Origin of the sequence: Flavobacterium tistrianum (assembly GCF_003254545.1) — a bacterium.
GTDB lineage: Bacteria > Bacteroidota > Bacteroidia > Flavobacteriales > Flavobacteriaceae > Flavobacterium > Flavobacterium tistrianum.
In genome coordinates, this window is record NZ_QJRH01000073.1 from 225187 (window position 1) to 241427 (window position 16241).

At 34.3% G+C, this 16241-nt stretch carries 16 protein-coding genes and 1 tRNA gene; 12 read left to right on the forward strand and 5 right to left on the reverse strand.

The window, feature by feature from the left end; translation table 11 throughout:
* The first annotated feature begins 41 nt into the window (after nucleotides 1–41).
* Nucleotides 42–965 (forward strand): AraC family transcriptional regulator, encoded by a 924-nt coding sequence (locus DMB71_RS20055; protein WP_111369273.1) that lies wholly within the window; start codon nucleotides 42–44, stop codon nucleotides 963–965.
* Nucleotides 966–1039: 74 nt separating this feature from the next.
* Here DMB71_RS20055 and DMB71_RS20060 read toward each other — a convergent pair whose 3' ends face one another.
* Both DMB71_RS20060 and DMB71_RS20065 read right to left on the reverse strand, forming a co-directional pair.
* Nucleotides 1040–1411: a DUF779 domain-containing protein gene (locus DMB71_RS20060; protein WP_111369275.1), complete on the reverse strand. Its 372-nt coding sequence runs from the start codon at nucleotides 1409–1411 to the stop codon at nucleotides 1040–1042.
* Nucleotides 1412–1639: 228 nt separating this feature from the next.
* Nucleotides 1640–3145, reverse strand: a complete 1506-nt coding sequence (locus DMB71_RS20065; RefSeq protein ID WP_111369744.1) for an aldehyde dehydrogenase family protein — start codon at nucleotides 3143–3145, stop codon at nucleotides 1640–1642.
* 274 nt (nucleotides 3146–3419) lie between these two features.
* Here DMB71_RS20065 and pheT point away from each other — a divergent pair, with 274 nt between their 5' ends.
* Nucleotides 3420–5840, forward strand: coding sequence for a phenylalanine--tRNA ligase subunit beta (pheT, locus tag DMB71_RS20070; protein ID WP_111369277.1), 2421 nt, complete (start codon nucleotides 3420–3422; stop codon nucleotides 5838–5840).
* Nucleotides 5841–6050: 210 nt separating this feature from the next.
* Here the strand turns inward: pheT and DMB71_RS20075 are convergent, their stop codons facing one another.
* The gene (locus tag DMB71_RS20075; RefSeq protein ID WP_111369279.1) at nucleotides 6051–6872 is read right to left on the reverse strand and encodes an N-acetylmuramidase domain-containing protein; all 822 of its coding nucleotides are present in this window, start codon (nucleotides 6870–6872) and stop codon (nucleotides 6051–6053) included.
* A gap of 399 nt (nucleotides 6873–7271) precedes the next feature.
* Between DMB71_RS20075 and DMB71_RS20080 the strand changes: the two genes are divergently transcribed.
* The 4 genes from DMB71_RS20080 to DMB71_RS20095 all read left to right on the forward strand — a co-directional run bounded on the left by DMB71_RS20080 (nucleotide 7272) and on the right by DMB71_RS20095 (nucleotide 9746).
* On the forward strand, nucleotides 7272–7697 hold the full coding sequence (locus DMB71_RS20080) for a hypothetical protein (protein WP_111369281.1): 426 nt from the start codon (nucleotides 7272–7274) through the stop codon (nucleotides 7695–7697).
* 6 nt (nucleotides 7698–7703) lie between these two features.
* Complete coding sequence (locus DMB71_RS20085; protein WP_111369283.1) at nucleotides 7704–8351, forward strand: hypothetical protein; 648 nt, start codon at nucleotides 7704–7706, stop codon at nucleotides 8349–8351.
* A 98-nt stretch (nucleotides 8352–8449) separates the two neighbouring features.
* Nucleotides 8450–9106 carry a sensor histidine kinase gene (locus tag DMB71_RS20090; protein WP_239453002.1) on the forward strand — a complete coding sequence of 219 codons (657 nt, stop codon included), beginning with the start codon at nucleotides 8450–8452 and terminating at the stop codon, nucleotides 9104–9106.
* Nucleotides 9096–9746 (forward strand): response regulator transcription factor, encoded by a 651-nt coding sequence (locus DMB71_RS20095; protein ID WP_111369287.1) that lies wholly within the window; start codon nucleotides 9096–9098, stop codon nucleotides 9744–9746. Before DMB71_RS20090 ends, DMB71_RS20095 begins: the two co-directional genes overlap by 11 nt.
* Here DMB71_RS20095 and DMB71_RS20100 read toward each other — a convergent pair.
* Nucleotides 9743–10255: an adenine phosphoribosyltransferase gene (locus DMB71_RS20100; protein ID WP_111369745.1), complete on the reverse strand. Its 513-nt coding sequence runs from the start codon at nucleotides 10253–10255 to the stop codon at nucleotides 9743–9745. The two genes, DMB71_RS20095 and DMB71_RS20100, sit on opposite strands and share 4 nt — an antisense overlap.
* Before the next feature lie 114 nt (nucleotides 10256–10369).
* On the opposite strand from DMB71_RS20100, the gene DMB71_RS20105 reads away from it, so the two are divergent.
* A tRNA-Arg gene (locus tag DMB71_RS20105) sits at nucleotides 10370–10443 on the forward strand.
* Nucleotides 10444–10591: 148 nt separating this feature from the next.
* Here DMB71_RS20105 and DMB71_RS20110 read toward each other — a convergent pair.
* On the reverse strand, nucleotides 10592–10795 hold the full coding sequence (locus DMB71_RS20110) for a PTS sugar transporter subunit IIBC (RefSeq protein WP_111369289.1): 204 nt from the start codon (nucleotides 10793–10795) through the stop codon (nucleotides 10592–10594).
* A 111-nt stretch (nucleotides 10796–10906) separates the two neighbouring features.
* On the opposite strand from DMB71_RS20110, the gene DMB71_RS20115 reads away from it, so the two are divergent.
* The 5 genes from DMB71_RS20115 to DMB71_RS20135 all read left to right on the forward strand — a co-directional run bounded on the left by DMB71_RS20115 (nucleotide 10907) and on the right by DMB71_RS20135 (nucleotide 16213).
* Nucleotides 10907–11773 carry a helix-turn-helix domain-containing protein gene (locus DMB71_RS20115; protein WP_111369291.1) on the forward strand — a complete coding sequence of 289 codons (867 nt, stop codon included), beginning with the start codon at nucleotides 10907–10909 and terminating at the stop codon, nucleotides 11771–11773.
* Nucleotides 11774–11945: 172 nt separating this feature from the next.
* A complete protein-coding gene (locus DMB71_RS20120; protein ID WP_111369293.1) occupies nucleotides 11946–12869 on the forward strand; it encodes an alpha/beta hydrolase in 924 nt (307 codons plus the stop codon).
* A gap of 87 nt (nucleotides 12870–12956) precedes the next feature.
* Nucleotides 12957–13883 (forward strand): alpha/beta hydrolase, encoded by a 927-nt coding sequence (locus DMB71_RS20125; protein WP_111369295.1) that lies wholly within the window; start codon nucleotides 12957–12959, stop codon nucleotides 13881–13883.
* Nucleotides 13884–14193: 310 nt separating this feature from the next.
* Nucleotides 14194–15072 carry a helix-turn-helix domain-containing protein gene (locus DMB71_RS20130; RefSeq protein WP_111369297.1) on the forward strand — a complete coding sequence of 293 codons (879 nt, stop codon included), beginning with the start codon at nucleotides 14194–14196 and terminating at the stop codon, nucleotides 15070–15072.
* An 88-nt stretch (nucleotides 15073–15160) separates the two neighbouring features.
* Complete coding sequence (locus tag DMB71_RS20135; protein WP_111369299.1) at nucleotides 15161–16213, forward strand: alpha/beta hydrolase; 1053 nt, start codon at nucleotides 15161–15163, stop codon at nucleotides 16211–16213.
* The last annotated feature ends 28 nt before the right edge of the window (nucleotides 16214–16241 follow it).

Consider the following 16241-nt stretch of genomic DNA (forward strand, 5'->3'; position numbering starts at 1 on the left):
ATTTTCATTAAATTTAAAGTCTTCACCAAAAATTAAATTTAATGAACAATCAACGATTTTTAGTCAATCCGCTTCAATTATCGCAAGAGAAATCATTAAAAACTCTTGTAGAAAATAGAACTATTTACAACCTTAATAATTGTGAATTAAATCTATTTGAAACTTACGAATCGACTCAAAAAGTTCCATTGAAATTTAATGATTTGGTGGTGACCAGCATGCTACGCGGTAAAAAAATCATGCACCTTTTTGATGATCCTGAATTTGTATATCTTCCAGGCGAAACTGTAATTGTTCCTTCTAATGTAGAAATGAAAATTGATTTCCCCGAAGCTTCAAAAAACAACCCTACACAATGTTTGGCTTTGGCCATTGATCAGGATAAAATTATTGAAATATTAAACTTCTTAAATGAACAATATCCGAAAGAAGGAACTAATATGTACTGGCAGTTAAATTATCAAAACTACTTCTTTTACAATAATATCGAAATGGCCACAACAATCAATAAACTCATAAAAGAATGTATGAGCACTTCTGTAGCCAAAGACATTTTTGCAGATTTGACTTTAAAAGAATTATTGATTAGAATTATCCAGACTCAAACGGTAAAATCTATTGACGAAGGGAAATTTCTAGATGTAAATAATCCTATAAATGAAGTTACAGAATACATCAAACAAAATCTGAAAGAAAATATAAGTTTAAAATCGCTTAGCGAAAAAGCGTGTATGAGCACAACTTCATTCTATCGTTTCTTTAAACGCGAACTCGGAATGAGTCCGATTGAGTATATTTTGAATGAGAAAATAAAATGTGCCAAGAATCTTTTGAAGAATCCAACACTACAAATTAACGAAGTCTGTTATTTGGCTGGCTTTGAAGATGCCAATTATTTCATTAGATTATTTAAGAAATACGAAGGAATTACACCGAAACAGTATCAGTTACTTTTTATAAATTAGGCACAAAGGTTCAGAGGCACATAGGTTCAAAGTTTTTAAAACCTTTGCCCCTTTGTAACTTTGCCTCTTTGAACCTAAAAAAAAGTTACTGGTTCTAAATTTAGCTCTTCTTCGGGAGTAAAAATTCTGTATTCGATTTTAAAAGTTTTCTTTAATGGAGTTTCTAAAGAAAAACCTCCTACTCCAAATGCGTCAATTACAGTTAACGTAAAATGAGCGTGTTTCCAATATTCGAATAAATCTTTGTCCACCCAAAATTCCGTATCTTCAATGGTTCCAATGCAAACATCTCCTGTTCGCTGATAATAACTGCCTTTTTCAAAACACTGTGGCTGCGTGCCTTCACAACATCCGCCTGCCTGATAAAACATCAAGTCGCCGTGTTTTTCTTTTAGAACTTTAATCAGTTCAACTGCTTTTTCTGTGGCATCAATTCGTTTAATCATCGTTTATCTACTAAAATTTAAAAGCAGCAAACTCTATAAAGAAATTTACCGCTTAACATAACCAACTTTTTTACATTTCTTTCAATCAAAGAATAATTCCTGTCTTGAACAAATATTAAAAATCAAAATTGCCTGGAGGAAGTTTATTTCATGTCATCAGATTTTTAAATCTAACGCCCCATACATTCCACAACTTCTTTTAGTACTCCAGGATTTTGATATTTGAATTTAAAAGAATCCTAATTTCTTTTTATCATAAGAAATCAGCATGTTTTTGGTTTGGCGATACTGGCTCAACATCATTTTATGGTTTTCACGACCAATTCCAGATTGTTTGTAACCTCCAAACGGAGCGCCAGCAGGATAAGAATGATATTGATTAATCCAAATACGACCTGACTGAATTGCTCTCGGAACCTGATAAATTTCATGTGCATCACGTGTCCAAACTCCCGCGCCTAAACCGTACATGGTATCATTGGCAATTTCGATGGCTTCTTCGGTAGTTTTAAAAGTGGTAACCGCCAAAACAGGCCCGAAAATCTCTTCTTGAAAAATTCTCATTTTGTTATGCCCTTTAAACAATGTTGGTTTAATGTAATAACCGCCTTCTAAATCCCCACCCAATTTATTTTCATCACCTCCTGTCAATAATTCTGCACCTTCTTCTTTTCCTAATTTGATATAAGACATGATTTTCTCTTTCTGAACAATCGAAGTCTGAGCACCAATCATAGTCGATTTATCCAACGGATTTCCAGCAATAATGGCTTCAGTTCTTTCGATTACTTTTTTAATGAACTTGTCGTAAATATCTTCGTGAATTAGTAATCGAGAAGGACAAGTACAGATTTCACCTTGATTTAAAGCAAATAAAACTGCACCTTCTACCGCTTTATCAAAGAAATCATCATCGTGATCTGCTACAGAAGGGAAGAAAATATTTGGTGATTTTCCGCCTAACTCTAAGGTTACTGGAATAATATTTTCTGTTGCATATTGCATTACCAAACGTCCTGTAGTGGTAGAACCTGTAAATGCAGCTTTTGATACTTTTTTATTAGTTACTAACGGACGTCCCAATTCGGCTCCAAATCCGTTTACAATATTTAGAACTCCAGGAGGAAGAATATCTCCAATTAATTCCATTAAAACTATAATAGAAACTGGTGTGCTTTCAGCTGGTTTTAAGACGATTGTGTTTCCTGCTGCAAGAGCTGGAGCAATTTTCCAAACTGCCATTAAAATCGGGAAATTCCACGGAATAATCTGAGCTACAACTCCAAGAGGTTCGCTCAAAGCAATAGAAACCGTCTGTGAATCCAATTCTGAAATCGCGCTTTCTTCTGCACGAATTACACCTGCAAAATATCTAAAGTGGTCAATTGCCAATGGAATATCAGCCGCAAGGGTTTCACGGATTGGTTTTCCGTTGTCTACTGTTTCTACTGCGGCAATATATTCTAAATTGTCTTCAATTTTCTGTGCAATCTTATTTAATAAAATACTCCTTTCGGTTACAGAAGTTTTTCCCCACGTTTTAAATGCTTCATAAGCAGTATCAACAGCCAATTCAAGATCTTCTTTTCCAGAATGCGCTGCTTTTGTAAATACTTTTCCATCAATAGGAGAAACTACATCAAAGTATTCTCCTGTAATTGGCGCTACAAATTTTCCACCAATATAGTTATCGTATTTTGCCTTAAATTCAGGTCTTTTTACTGCGGTACTCATAATATTCTTTTTTTGATTTACTCCAAATTTAGTTTCATAAAAAGAAACAGAATAGCACTTTTCATTCATCTTGTAGCACAAAAATTACACATTCAGTTTTTTTAGTCTTTTATAATAATCATTTGGCAAAATATTAATCCTTAAATTGCTAAATAATTAGTAGGCAGCATTTTTCGGTCAATTAAAAACAAAAAGAAAAAACTACTCAATTTTTTCCTACTCCAACGCGCAATCCTTATATTTGTAACCTCATACAAAGAATTAAAGAACTACAATGAAAATATCTTACAACTGGTTAAAACAATTTATTAAAACAGATTGGACATCTGAGCAGACTTCTGAATTACTAACAGATTTAGGTTTAGAGGTTGAAGTTGTCGAAAAATACGAATCAATAAAAGGAGGTTTGTCAGGCGTTGTTGTTGGACATGTTCTAACATGCGAAAAACATCCTGATGCTGATAGATTGAAAGTTACTACAGTTAACATTGGCTTAGAAGCTCCTGTACAAATTGTATGTGGTGCTGCAAATGTGGCTGCAGGACAAAAAGTACCAGTTGCAACAATTGGAACTGTTTTATACGATAAAGATGGTGCAGAGTTTACCATTAAAAAGGGAAAAATCCGCGGACAGGAAAGTCACGGAATGATCTGTGCTGAAGATGAATTAGGTTTGGGAACTAGCCATGACGGAATTATGGTTTTGGCAGAAGATTTAGTTCCTGGAACTCCTGCATCTGAAGTTTTCCAAATTGCAAATGATGAAGTTTTCGAAATCGGATTGACACCAAACCGTGCCGATGCCATGAGCCATTTTGGAACTGCACGTGATTTGAGAGCAGGAATGCTGCAACGCGGAGTAAACGTAGAATTGATTACGCCTTCTGTAAGCAATTTTAGAGTAGACATGCGTACGCTAAAAATTGACGTAAATGTTGAAGATAATCATTTGGCTCCAAGATATTGCGGTGTTACTATTTCTGGAATTTCGGTTCACGAATCTCCAAGCTGGCTACAAGACCGTTTGAAAGCTATTGGATTAACTCCAAAAAATAATATTGTAGACGTTACTAATTATGTTTTACATGAATTAGGACAGCCTTTACACGCTTTTGACGCTGCAAAAATCAACGGAAAAGTGATTGTAAAAACAGTTGAAGAGGGAACTAAATTTGTAACTCTTGACGATGTTGAAAGAACACTTCATAAAGAAGATTTAATGATTTGTGACGAAAAAGGTCCGCTTTGTATTGCTGGTGTTTTTGGAGGTAAAAAATCTGGAGTTACTGAAGGAACAACCTCTATTTTCTTGGAAAGTGCTTATTTTGATCCAGTAAGCATTCGTAAAACAGCAAAAAGACATCAATTGAGTACAGATGCTTCTTTCAGATTTGAAAGAGGAATTGACCCAACAATAACAGAATATGCTTTAAAACGTGCAGCACTTTTAATTCAAGAAGTAGCTGGCGGAAAAATCACTTCTGATGTTGTGGAAGTGTATCCTAAAAAAGTTGAAGATTACTCTGTTTTATTGAATTTCAGCCATGTTTCTAAAATCATTGGACAAGAAATTCCGAAAGATACCATCAAAAAGATCTTGGTTTCTTTAGACATTAAAGTAAATAGCGTTTCTGATACAGGTTTAGGCTTAACGATTCCTGCATATCGTGTAGACGTTCAGCGTGAAATTGACGTAATCGAAGAGATCTTGAGAGTTTACGGTTATAACAACATTAATTTCTCTAAGAAATTTAATGCTACTGTAGCAAATTCGCCAAGAACAGAAGATTATAAAGTACAGAATGTAATTGCTTCTCAGTTGAATTCTCAAGGATTCCACGAAATGATGGCCAATTCATTGACAACGGCAGCTTACGCGAAATTATCTGCTTCATTAAAAGAGGAACATAATGTTTCAATGCTGAACCCGTTGAGTAGTGATTTAGCAACACTTCGCCAGTCTTTATTGTTTTCTGGTTTAGAAGCGGTTTCATATAACATTAACAGAAAAAATTCGGATTTGAAATTATTTGAATTCGGAAAAACCTATCATAAGTATTTAAACGGATACGAAGAGCACAAACATCTTTCTTTATTGATTTCTGGAAATAGAAACAAAGAAAGCTGGACTAATCCGCAGAAAACAACAGATTTCTTCTTGTTGAAAGGATATGTAAAAGCAATTTTATCTCGTTTAGGAATTGAAAAAATTTCAAACGCGCCTGTTCAATCTGATATTTATTCTGAAGGAACTGCGATTACTTACAATAATGATATTTTGGTTGAAATGGGTGTTATTAAAAAGCCTATTTTGAAGCATTTCGGTATTAAACAAGATGTTTATTACGCTGATTTTAACTGGGATTTGGTTTTAAAAATCATTACAGGAAAAATTAAATATACTGAAATTCCTAAATATCCAGAAGTTCGTAGAGATTTGGCTTTATTAATTGACCAAAGCACAACTTACGAAAGCATCTTCAATTTGGCTAAACAAACAGAAAAAACGCTTTTAAAAGACGTTAATTTATTTGACGTTTACCAAGGAGACAAATTGCCAGAAGGAAAAAAATCGTATGCTTTGAGTTTCACTATTCAAGACAATACGAAAACATTAACTGACGCTCAAATCGACAAAATCATGTCTAAATTGCAGCAGACATTTGAAACTGAGCTTGGAGCGAGTTTAAGATAAAATCTCGTTATATTAATATACAAACCCGACTTGTTTTTAAAAGAACTAGTCGGGTTTTGTTTTTTGTTTCAAGTTTCAGGTTTCAAGTTTCAGGTTTCAGGTTTTCAAGTTGATATACTTTGAGTATAGTTTTACCGCAAAGAGCGCTAAGATTTACGCAAAGTTTCGCAAAGGCTAAATTTTTAATTTTTAATTCTCAATTTTTAATTCTCAAGCATATTTCTGATACGCTCTCATCAACTTTTCATCGTATTTATTGGTTTTATAAGCTGGTCCGTTGTATTTTAAAGCAAACGATGTCCAGTTTTTATTTCGCAGTAGTCCAATTAGATTATTTTTTTCTAGAAATAATCCGAAAGCTTTGAGGTGTTCACCTTCGTTCTGATTCATTTTATCTACAAATTCATCAATACTGCTATATCCGATAGAAACTGCATTAAAGCCCATAATTTGAAAAAGTCCCCACGAAGCTGAACAATTTGCCGCATCGGCTATTTTTTTGTCTGAGCCGAGCTTTTTTGCCTTTTCTAAGCGTGCATATTCAGCTGTTCCGCCAACGTAATATTTCTTCGTATAATTTTCAAACAAAATATCCTGTGTATTTGCATTTACAAAAGTCTTCGGATCGATATTTCTTTTCTTCAATTCATTCCAAAAAATATGTCCTTCAAACAAAATCTTCGGACGTCCATCAATCAAAAAGCCTTTTCCGTTGCTTTCGACTTCGTTTACCGCTTTTACAACCGCAAGTTCTAATTTGAAATGGTTAGAAAAGTCGATTAAATCCTGTTCAGATAATAATTTGTTATTTGTCGACACGCCATTTTTGCTTTTTTCTAAAAGTGTAGACCAAGTTTTAAGCCCCACTACTCCATCAACCACAAGATTATTTTTCAACTGAAAATCTTTGATTGCTTTATCTGTCTCTTTTCCGAAATAATCAGAAACAATTACATTGTATTTTAATTTAGCCAAAATTTCATTTAAGTAATAAACTTCGGGAGATTTTGTTCCTGCTTTAATAGTTCTCATTAGGTTTGTTTTTGGTGATAATTGATGCTTGAAGAATTAAATACATCGTTTTGTCAAATAATAGACTTCGTATGAAATAATAGTATTATTGTTCGGGGTATTTTGACAATAAAAATGAACAATATAAGGGTCGAGAATTCAGATATTGATTGCAAAACAATCTTAGTAAACTTAAAACGTATATCTGCTGTAATACAATCTCAAAACTGGCTACGTAAAATTATACTTTTATAAATTATTAAACAACAGCACTTTAACTCAATTTTTTAAATAATTTTACCTAAACAAAAAAGGGTATATTTCCCCTTGTCCGAATTTTCCGTTTCAGATAATTTTGCCCTGTAAACAAACTCAAAAATCTGTTAACTAAACATTTAAACCAATTAATAATAAAAAACTATGAAAAATCCACCTGCAAAGCCTAGCCAATTAATTACAAAAGAATTTGCTAGACAATTAAACGTAAATTACAACAACAAAAGAGCTTCTCTTGTTGCTGGTAAAGAAAAAAAAGAAGATGCCAATGCTATCTGGTATTCTTTAGAAGAATTGGAAAACTATATTCATTATATAAAAACTAATGGTGCAAAAAATGGCTACAATGTTGATGGAATACGTTTTTATTTTGGAGTATATCCAGATGATGAAAAACACGGAGAAAAAGCAGGATTGACGACTTTATTTCTGGTCCCTACGGGCAAAAAAGCAGAAAATAACAATCAAGTCCAAAGCTTTGCTTTAATGCAAGAAGCCTCTTCAGACCTACAAGACATTGAACCAATGAATTACGGAAACATCGGAAGACCGCCAAGCTTAATTTATTAAAAAAATATGTTCGAATTTTTAAGATCTTATATCATTTATATGGCTTTATTGTCAGGAATTATTGGTTTGTTTGCACTGCCAAAACTTCCTAGCAATAAAGCTAAATTTTTAGTACTTTTAATCTGGTTTTCTGTAGTAATTGAAATTATAGGCTATTATTTTACCCAATGGACGGGTTTGCTCAATTTTCATGTTTATAATTTCTACATGTTTGCCAGCCTCTCTGCCTATATTTTACTTCTAAGAGCCTTACTTACTAAAAAAGATCACAAAATTTCGGCTGTCCTTTTTTTAATTCTGTTTATCGTTTCCTTTTTCCTAAATCTTCTATATTTCAAAGAAGATATTAACCGTTCTTTTACCTATAGTTTTGCAATTGGTGTATTATTAGTTTTAATATTATCGTGCCTGTATTTGGTTGAAATTTTTAATTCGGAAAAAATACTGAATTTTAAGAAATCTGTATTTTTCTGGTATATACTCGGCATACTCGTTTTTCATGTTCCTTTTACACCTTTTATGCTGGCTATCAATTGGTTTTTAATAAAACAAGATGATTCCATTTTTAGTTTAGTCGTCTTTATTTTAAATTTTCTGGCGCATAGCTGTTTTATAATCGGATTTATATGGAGCGAAAAGAAATACAACTATTAGTTATTTCCCTGGGTATTGTTTTCTTTACCCTGATCGTTATTTTACTTGTTATTTTCTTCTATTTTTTAAAGAAGAAAAATAAATTTTTAGTAGAAAAAATGGAAGCTGATTTGTATTTCCAATCCGAATTGGTTAAAACAAGGATTGAAATAAAGGATCAGACTTTATGCGAAATCAGTAAAGAATTGCATGATAATATTGGACAGATTATTTCGGTTGCTATAATGCAGCTTAACATCTGTATAAGCAACAAAAATGTTGAAATAAGCGAACTTAAAGACCTGAAAGTTGTTCTGGCAAAATCTTTAGACGAATTGAGAATTCTTTCGAGAATTATAAACAAAGACAATCTGCTTCAAAATAACTTTCTCGAAGCTATCCAGCAGGATTTAGAAAGAATTAAAAAACTAAAAAAAATTAAATTCAATTTCAACCAAATCGGACCAGTTCCTGTAATAAATAAAGAACACGAACTTATTATTTACAGAATTTTCCAAGAAGCGCTCCACAACAGTTTAAAACATTCTAGAAGCGATCTATTTGACGTACATATTGAAACCACTGATTCTCTTTTTACATTGAAACTAAAAGATTTCGGAATTGGATATGACCTCGAAAAGTCAAATTCAGGAATTGGATTAAACAATATGAAATTAAGAGCCAAACTTATTGGCGCCGAATTAATTCTAAATTCAGACAACACAGGAACCAGTGTAACCATCGAATATCCTTTAACCCAAGACCATGAAGACTAACTCTAAAAGAAAACTAATAATTGTAGACGATCATTTGCTTTTTTCCCAATCTCTTGAACTGCTGATTAAAAGTTTTGGAGATTATGAGGTTACAGAACGTTTTGAAAACGGAAAAGTTTTTATAGACTTTCTTGAAGAAAATAATTCCAATGAAACTGATCTTGTTCTGCTGGATGTCAATATGCCTGTTCTTGATGGACTAAGCACTATGCAATGGCTCAAAGACAACAGACCCAATCTAAAAGTAATTGCTTTATCGGTCAATGACGACGAAGAAATTATCATTAAGATGATTACAAATGGAGCAAAAGGCTATCTGCTGAAAGATACTTCGCCTGAGATATTCAAAGAAGCAATTGAATGCGTCATCGAAAAGGGCTTTTATTTTACCGAACTTGTTTCTGGAATGCTGATTAATAAAGTCAACAGCGAAAACAAAAAAATCTGTCTAAAAGAAAAAGAGATTGTTTTTATCAAACATGCCTGTACAGAAATGACGTATAAGGAAATCGCATCAGAAATGTGCTTAAGCCCTAAAACCATTGACGGCTATAGAGAATCACTTTTTGATAAACTTGAAATAAAAACCCGAATCGGATTGGTGCTTTATGCCATTAAGCATAAAATTGTTTTTGTTTAATACGTTAAAGCTGCAAAAACGGGGTACTTATTAATTTTTTCTCTTCCGTTAAGAAAAGTCAATTCCATCAAGAAATTGCACTGTACGATTTCACCTCCTAGTTTCTCTACCAATTCACAGACTGCTTTTGCGGTTCCGCCAGTAGCCAATACATCGTCGTGTATTAAAACACGGTCTCCTTTTTTGATGGCATCTGTATGCATTTCCAAGCTATCTATTCCATATTCAAGTTCATAAGAAGCCGAAATCGTATCAAAAGGAAGCTTTCTCGGTTTTCTTACCGGGACAAATCCAGCATTTAACTCTTGAGCAAGCAGCATTCCGAAGAAAAAACCACGTGATTCTGCACCTACAACCTTATCTATTTTTTGATTTTTTAAAGAGTTCACCAAAATTCTTAAGCAATTTGTTCGGGCTTCAGGGTTAATTAGCAAAGGTGTGATATCTTTAAACAAAATTCCTTCTTTTGGAAATCCCTGAATATCACGTATATAATTTTCTATCTTCATTTTTTTTAAATTTTCTGTTATTTTTTGCTTGTATATGTCACTTTTATGTCTATCTTTGCACCCGCAATAAGCAATCAACAAAGCTACAAAAAAATAGCTAATTGATAACAAAAAGGCCTCGTGGCGCAACTGAATAGCGCATCTGATTACGGCTCAGAAGGTTACAGGTTTGAATCCTGTCGAGGTCACTTAAGGAGACAACTAGCAAATAGTTGTCTCTTTTTTTATGCCCTAATATGTAGATTTTTCAAGTCTTCACAGCCTAATATTTGTGGTTCGATTTTTTCACAAGAAATTCTTAGTCTGTTTGAAATAAACAGTCTTAAAGTGGTGCTATCAGAGATTTAATCGAAGCTGAACAATGGTTCGAAATCCCGTTAAGGATATAGTTTTTTTCTCTTTTGGTTTATTATATTTTTTTGACATTAAATACAATAATTCCAAAATAATTTCAGCTACCTTCTCATCTGCCTGAATGCCATTTTTGGAAAGAATAATAACGGCTTTTTCTACTGAAACATTGTTCTCGATGAAATTCATCTTAAAAGGTGAAAATTTAAATCAGTAAAATGTATCCATTTTACCTTGATCTGTATCATTCGCATGAATAATCAATTTTCTAATTTTGCATTATCTTAATCCAAGACTATTATGGAAAAAAAAATATTGGACATATCTGAATTCACAAAATATCTGAATTTAAAGAGCATCAAAAACGAAGATCTTCATATTGTAAATTTCCAAAATGAAGAAAACGTTCTCCTAAAATCAGAGGCCGTTACAATCGATTTTTACCTTTTAGCCATAAAGCCGCCATTTGATAAAAATCTGGTTCAGCAGGAACTGCTGGAAGATCAGTCGAATTCTTATATGTATGTGGACTGCCCGCACAACTCCATAGGATGGGATATTGCCCCCCCTTCTTCAGGATATGCCATAATGGTAAGCGGCAAATATTTGAGCAAGATGGCTAAAAATTATAATTTCACCCATTATGACAGCCATCATGAAGCGTTATTTCTCACCAAAGAGGAAGAAGCTTTATTGTGGGATCTTTATAAAAAAGCATACGATGAATTTTCAAAGCAGTATTATTCCAAAGATATTATCATCTCCTACATTACTCTTATACTCACTTATACTCAGGCCTTTTATGACCGCCAGTTTGATACGAGAAGCAAGATCTATCATAAGGTGATTTCGGATTTCAATAATCATTTGGAAGATTTTTTCAATCAAGAAGAAAGCATTGCGGGATTGCCGTCAGTAGCCTATTTTGCACAGAAATCAAACTTATCTCCCAACTATTTCGGTGACCTGATCAAGCACTTTACAGGAAGTTCGCCAAGTGAACACATTCAGGATTTTGTTGTCCGATTGGCAAAAGACAAACTAAGCAATACAAACCTTTCTGTAAGCGAAATTTCATATAGTCTGGGATTTGACTATCCAAATTATTTTGCCCGCTTTTTTCGCAAGAAAACGGGACTTTCACCTAAAGTATTCCGTAATCAATAATTAAAGGAATCATTTATACCCAAAAGCAGCTTAACGGCTGCTTTTTTTATTCCTGAAAATGAGAATCAGTAAAATGTATCTGTTTTTGAGTATTCTGTCTACGTTTTGAGCTTGTGTACCGATGTAACTTTGTATCAATGAAAAAGTTATATAAACTAAACAAATAGAAATCATGTCACAGAAAAAAGTAAACTTCAAAAACAGCAACAATGGAAATATCTCAATGTCAGCTGTAATTAATTTTCCGGAAGGATTTAATGAAACCAAAAAGCATACTGCTATTGTAGTTTCACATCCAGGAGGCGGCGTAAAAGAACAGACCGCAGGTTTGTATGCTAAAAAACTTTCAGAAATGGGATTCCTTACCATTGCCTACGATGCTTCCTATCAGGGAGAAAGTACTGGGGAACCACGCCAATTGGAAAATCCATACATCCGTACAGAAGATGTAAGCGCCATAATTGACTATTTAACTACATTGCCTTATGTAGATCAGCAGAATATTGGCGCTATGGGTATTTGCGCTGGTGCGGGATATACTGCCAACGCAGCAATCAATGACCATCGCATTAAAGCTGTTGGTATGGTAAGCGCGGTTAATATCGGATCTATGTTTCGCAATGGCTGGGAAAACAATGTAAAAGATGCTGATGCCCTTCCTTATCTTATTGCGGGTTCAAATGCCAGAACAAATGATGCAAGCGGTGCTGCCATTGCCACAATGCCTTTGGCTCCAATGAAAGAAGAAGATGCTCCAAATGCTGAATTAAGAGGCGCTTGGGAATACTACCACACTCCGCGATGCCAATATCCTACCGCTCCAGGTTTTGCCACTGCAAGAAGTCTTTCCCAAATCATTTCTTATGATGCTTACAACAAAGCCGAAGCTTTTTTCACACAGCCTCTGCTTGCTGTAGTTGGAAGCAACGCTGGGAGTGCATGGATGAGCGATGACTTGCTTCATCGCGCAGCATCTGCAGATAAAACCAAACATATTGTGAAAGGTGCAGATCATATGGATCTTTATGATAAACAGAGTTATGTAAACGAAGCTGCTCTTGAACTTTCGGCATTCTTCAAAAAGAACCTCATTTAATTGGATAGAATCGCATATTGGAAAAGGGTGATTTTTTTAAACGGAGAACACCCTTTTAATTCTTGAAATTATTTAAAAACAATTATCATGGGCACAAAAGCAATAACATTTAAAAATTTAGCATGGGAAAATGCGGGCATACTTCATTTTCCCAAAGACTTCAATGAAGACCAAAAATATCCTGTAATAATTACCATGCACCCTATCGGGAGCTGTAAAGAACAGACAAGCGGAAATATCTACGGAAAAGCTCTGGCAGAAGCTGGATTTGTTGCATTAGTATTCGATGCTTCTTTTCAAGGCGAAAGCGGTGGCACTCCCCGCTATATGGAAAATCCATACCAACGTACTGACGATGTGCGTTATGCGATCGATTATCTAGAGACACTTCCTTACATCAACACGGAAAAAATTGGAATTTTAGGAGTTTGTGGTGGCGGAGCCTATTCTCTAAATATTGCAATGACGGAACGTCGCATAAAAGCTGTAGTCTCTATTACTGGAGTTAATTTTGGTCGTCTGCTTCGTGATGGTTTTGCTGGCGGAAGCCCAATGGAAGTATTGAACAATACAGCCTTCCAGCGCTCTGCCGAAGCAAAAGGGGAAAATCTGCTTACCATTAACATGCTCCCAGAATCTGTGGAAGCCGGAAAACAGGCAGGTATCACAGACATTGATGTTCTGGAAGCCACAGATTATTATAAAACAGCAAGAGGCCAATTCCCTGGAGGGGCTACCAGTGCGGTATATTCACGTTTAAGCATTGGGATGGGATGGGACGCATTTTATCTCGCAGAAACATTATTAACACAACCCATTTTAGTCATTATAGGAGATAAACCTGGAGGTTTTGGCGCATACAGAGACGGGTATGAAATTATTCGCCGTGCTGCTTCTATTAAAAAGGAACTAGTCGTATTAAAAAATACTTCTCATTATGAGCTTTATGATCAGCCAGAACCTGTAAGACAAGCACTTGAAAAAGCAGTTCCATTTTTTAAAGAAAACCTGTAATTTATTGAATTTGCAAAAGCCGAAACTTTTTCGGCTTTTGCATTTTAAAAACTCTGAATGAAACAAAAAACAGTAATACTTATAAAAGAAATAAATCAATCTTTTAACTTCAGTAAGGGTCACAAAGCCAAAAGACGCCAATTGAAGACAATTGGCGTCTCTTTTTATACTTCATTACGTCTAACACAAATAAATTAATTTCACATTTAATACTTGCAAGGAGTTTTCCAAATATTAGGAACAGATATAATTCCTACTACATTGATACCATATTTCTATCAATTAGATTTGATTTTATTAACTTTGCATCATGAAAAAAAAAACAGTTCGCAGTGTTTCTGAGTTTAATAATGAGCTTAAGCTAAAAGGTTTCAAAGCTTTTCAAATAGAAGATGACAGTAATGCGACCCGTATTTACAGCAGAAAAGATTTCTTTAAAATATGCCTGACTACGGGGCACAGTAAAATTCATTATGCTGACAAAAGTTTTGATCAGCAAGGAACTATATTGTTTTTCGGCAATCCGCATATACCCTATTCGTGGGAAACAATTTCTACGACATACACCGGTTATACGATTTTGTTTTCTGAAGAATTCTTAAAACAGTCCGAACGTTCAGAAAGTCTTCATCAATCGCCTTTTTTTAAAATTGGAGGAACGCCTGTTCTTCAGATTTCGGAAGAACAGAGATTGTTCCTTAATACACTTTTTCAAAAAATGATTGAAGAACAAAAAAGCGATTATACCTATAAAGATGAACTCATACGCAGTTACATACATTTAATCATCCATGAATCTTTGAAATTGCAGCCTTCTGAAAATAATAATGAAGGCAGAAACGGTACATCAAGAATTGCTTCGGTATTTCTTGAGCTCTTAGAAAGACAATTTCCGATAGAAAGTGCTGATAGTCCGCTTCGTATGACAACAGCAAAAGATTACGCTCAGAGCTTAAACATTCATGTCAACTATTTAAACCGAGCGGTTAAAGAAATCACGGGCAAGTCAACCACATCACACATTACAGAAAGAATAACAGCAGAAGCAAAAGCACTACTGCAGCATACGGACTGGAATATTGCAGAAATTGCATATGCACTCGGATTTGAGTACCCAACCTATTTTAACAACTTTTTTAAAAAACATACAGGAACTAATCCAAAATCACATAGAAAAATCGAGGTTTGATATTCTTAATTTTTGGTTTGATATTCTTTAACGGCGCCTGATGGTGCCGTTTTAATTTTGTAGCTGTAATCTAAAACACTTTAAACAGATGAAAATAATAGCATTAGCAGCTATGTCTCTTTTAGTTATCGGACAAGCTTTTTCACAAAACAATGAATCAATTCAAAATAAAAAGAAAATGAATACGACAGAAGAACATTATACTTTTAAATTAAGCGATAAAGTAACCCGACAAAAAGTAACTTTTAAGAATCGTTACGGCATTACCCTTTCAGGAGATCTTTATCTTCCAAAAAACTCAGACCAAACATTGCTTGCTGCAATAGCAATCAGCGGTCCTTTTGGGGCAGTAAAAGAACAATCATCAGGTTTACATGCCAATCAAATGGCCGAGCGTGGATTTGCCGCATTGGCTTTTGATCCGTCTTACACAGGAGAAAGCAGTGGCGAACCTCGTAATGTGGCTTCTCCAGATATAAACACGGAAGATTTTAGCGCTGCAGTTGATTTTTTAGGTCTTCAAAAAAACATTAATAGAGAAAAAATCGGAATTATAGGCATCTGCGGATTTGGAGGTTTTGCTTTAAATGCTTCAGCAGCTGACAAACGCATTAAAACCGTTGCAACAACAAGTATGTACGATATGACTAGAGTAATGTCTAAAGGTTATAATGATATCGTAACTGATGAACAGCGTGCAAAAAACTTAGAACAATTAGGACAACAGCGTTGGAAAGATGCACAAAACGGGACTTATGCTCCATCTGCAAATAATCTTCCTCAAAAACTAACTGGCAGCGAACCTCAATTTGTAAAAGAATATTTTGATTATTATAAAACACCCAGAGGTTTTCATGTTCGCTCAATCAATTCAAATGCATCTTGGACAGCAACTATGCCTATTTCTTTTATGAATATGCCGATTCTGTCTTACATTAAAGAAATAAGCCCAAGACCTATATTGATTATCGCTGGAGAAAATGCACATTCGAGATATTTTAGCGAGGATGCTTTTAAAGCAGCAGCCGAACCTAAAGAGTTAATGATTATACCAAATGCAGTTCACGTTGATCTATACGACAGATTAGATAAAATTCCATTTGATAAACTAGATGCATTTTTTAAAAATAATCTAAAATAATTGGTCATACTATTTTTTAAAATTGAAA

Excerpts from the sequence above, each read along its gene's own strand:
- DMB71_RS20055 (WP_111369273.1), top strand. The coding sequence starts at position 42 with ATGAACAATCAACGATTTTTAGTCAATCCGCTTCAATTATCGCAAGAG.
- DMB71_RS20065 (WP_111369744.1), bottom strand. The coding sequence starts at position 3,145 with ATGAGTACCGCAGTAAAAAGACCTGAATTTAAGGCAAAATACGATAAC.
- DMB71_RS20125 (WP_111369295.1), top strand. The coding sequence starts at position 12,957 with ATGGGCACAAAAGCAATAACATTTAAAAATTTAGCATGGGAAAATGCG.
- DMB71_RS20120 (WP_111369293.1), top strand. The coding sequence starts at position 11,946 with ATGTCACAGAAAAAAGTAAACTTCAAAAACAGCAACAATGGAAATATC.
- DMB71_RS20135 (WP_111369299.1), top strand. The coding sequence starts at position 15,161 with ATGAAAATAATAGCATTAGCAGCTATGTCTCTTTTAGTTATCGGACAA.
- DMB71_RS20095 (WP_111369287.1), top strand. The coding sequence starts at position 9,096 with ATGAAGACTAACTCTAAAAGAAAACTAATAATTGTAGACGATCATTTG.
- DMB71_RS20110 (WP_111369289.1), bottom strand. The coding sequence starts at position 10,795 with ATGAATTTCATCGAGAACAATGTTTCAGTAGAAAAAGCCGTTATTATT.
- DMB71_RS20075 (WP_111369279.1), bottom strand. The coding sequence starts at position 6,872 with ATGAGAACTATTAAAGCAGGAACAAAATCTCCCGAAGTTTATTACTTA.
- DMB71_RS20100 (WP_111369745.1), bottom strand. The coding sequence starts at position 10,255 with ATGAAGATAGAAAATTATATACGTGATATTCAGGGATTTCCAAAAGAA.
- DMB71_RS20130 (WP_111369297.1), top strand. The coding sequence starts at position 14,194 with ATGAAAAAAAAAACAGTTCGCAGTGTTTCTGAGTTTAATAATGAGCTT.
- DMB71_RS20060 (WP_111369275.1), bottom strand. The coding sequence starts at position 1,411 with ATGATTAAACGAATTGATGCCACAGAAAAAGCAGTTGAACTGATTAAA.
- DMB71_RS20115 (WP_111369291.1), top strand. The coding sequence starts at position 10,907 with ATGGAAAAAAAAATATTGGACATATCTGAATTCACAAAATATCTGAAT.
- DMB71_RS20085 (WP_111369283.1), top strand. The coding sequence starts at position 7,704 with ATGTTCGAATTTTTAAGATCTTATATCATTTATATGGCTTTATTGTCA.
- DMB71_RS20090 (WP_239453002.1), top strand. The coding sequence starts at position 8,450 with ATGGAAGCTGATTTGTATTTCCAATCCGAATTGGTTAAAACAAGGATT.
- pheT (WP_111369277.1), top strand. The coding sequence starts at position 3,420 with ATGAAAATATCTTACAACTGGTTAAAACAATTTATTAAAACAGATTGG.
- DMB71_RS20080 (WP_111369281.1), top strand. The coding sequence starts at position 7,272 with ATGAAAAATCCACCTGCAAAGCCTAGCCAATTAATTACAAAAGAATTT.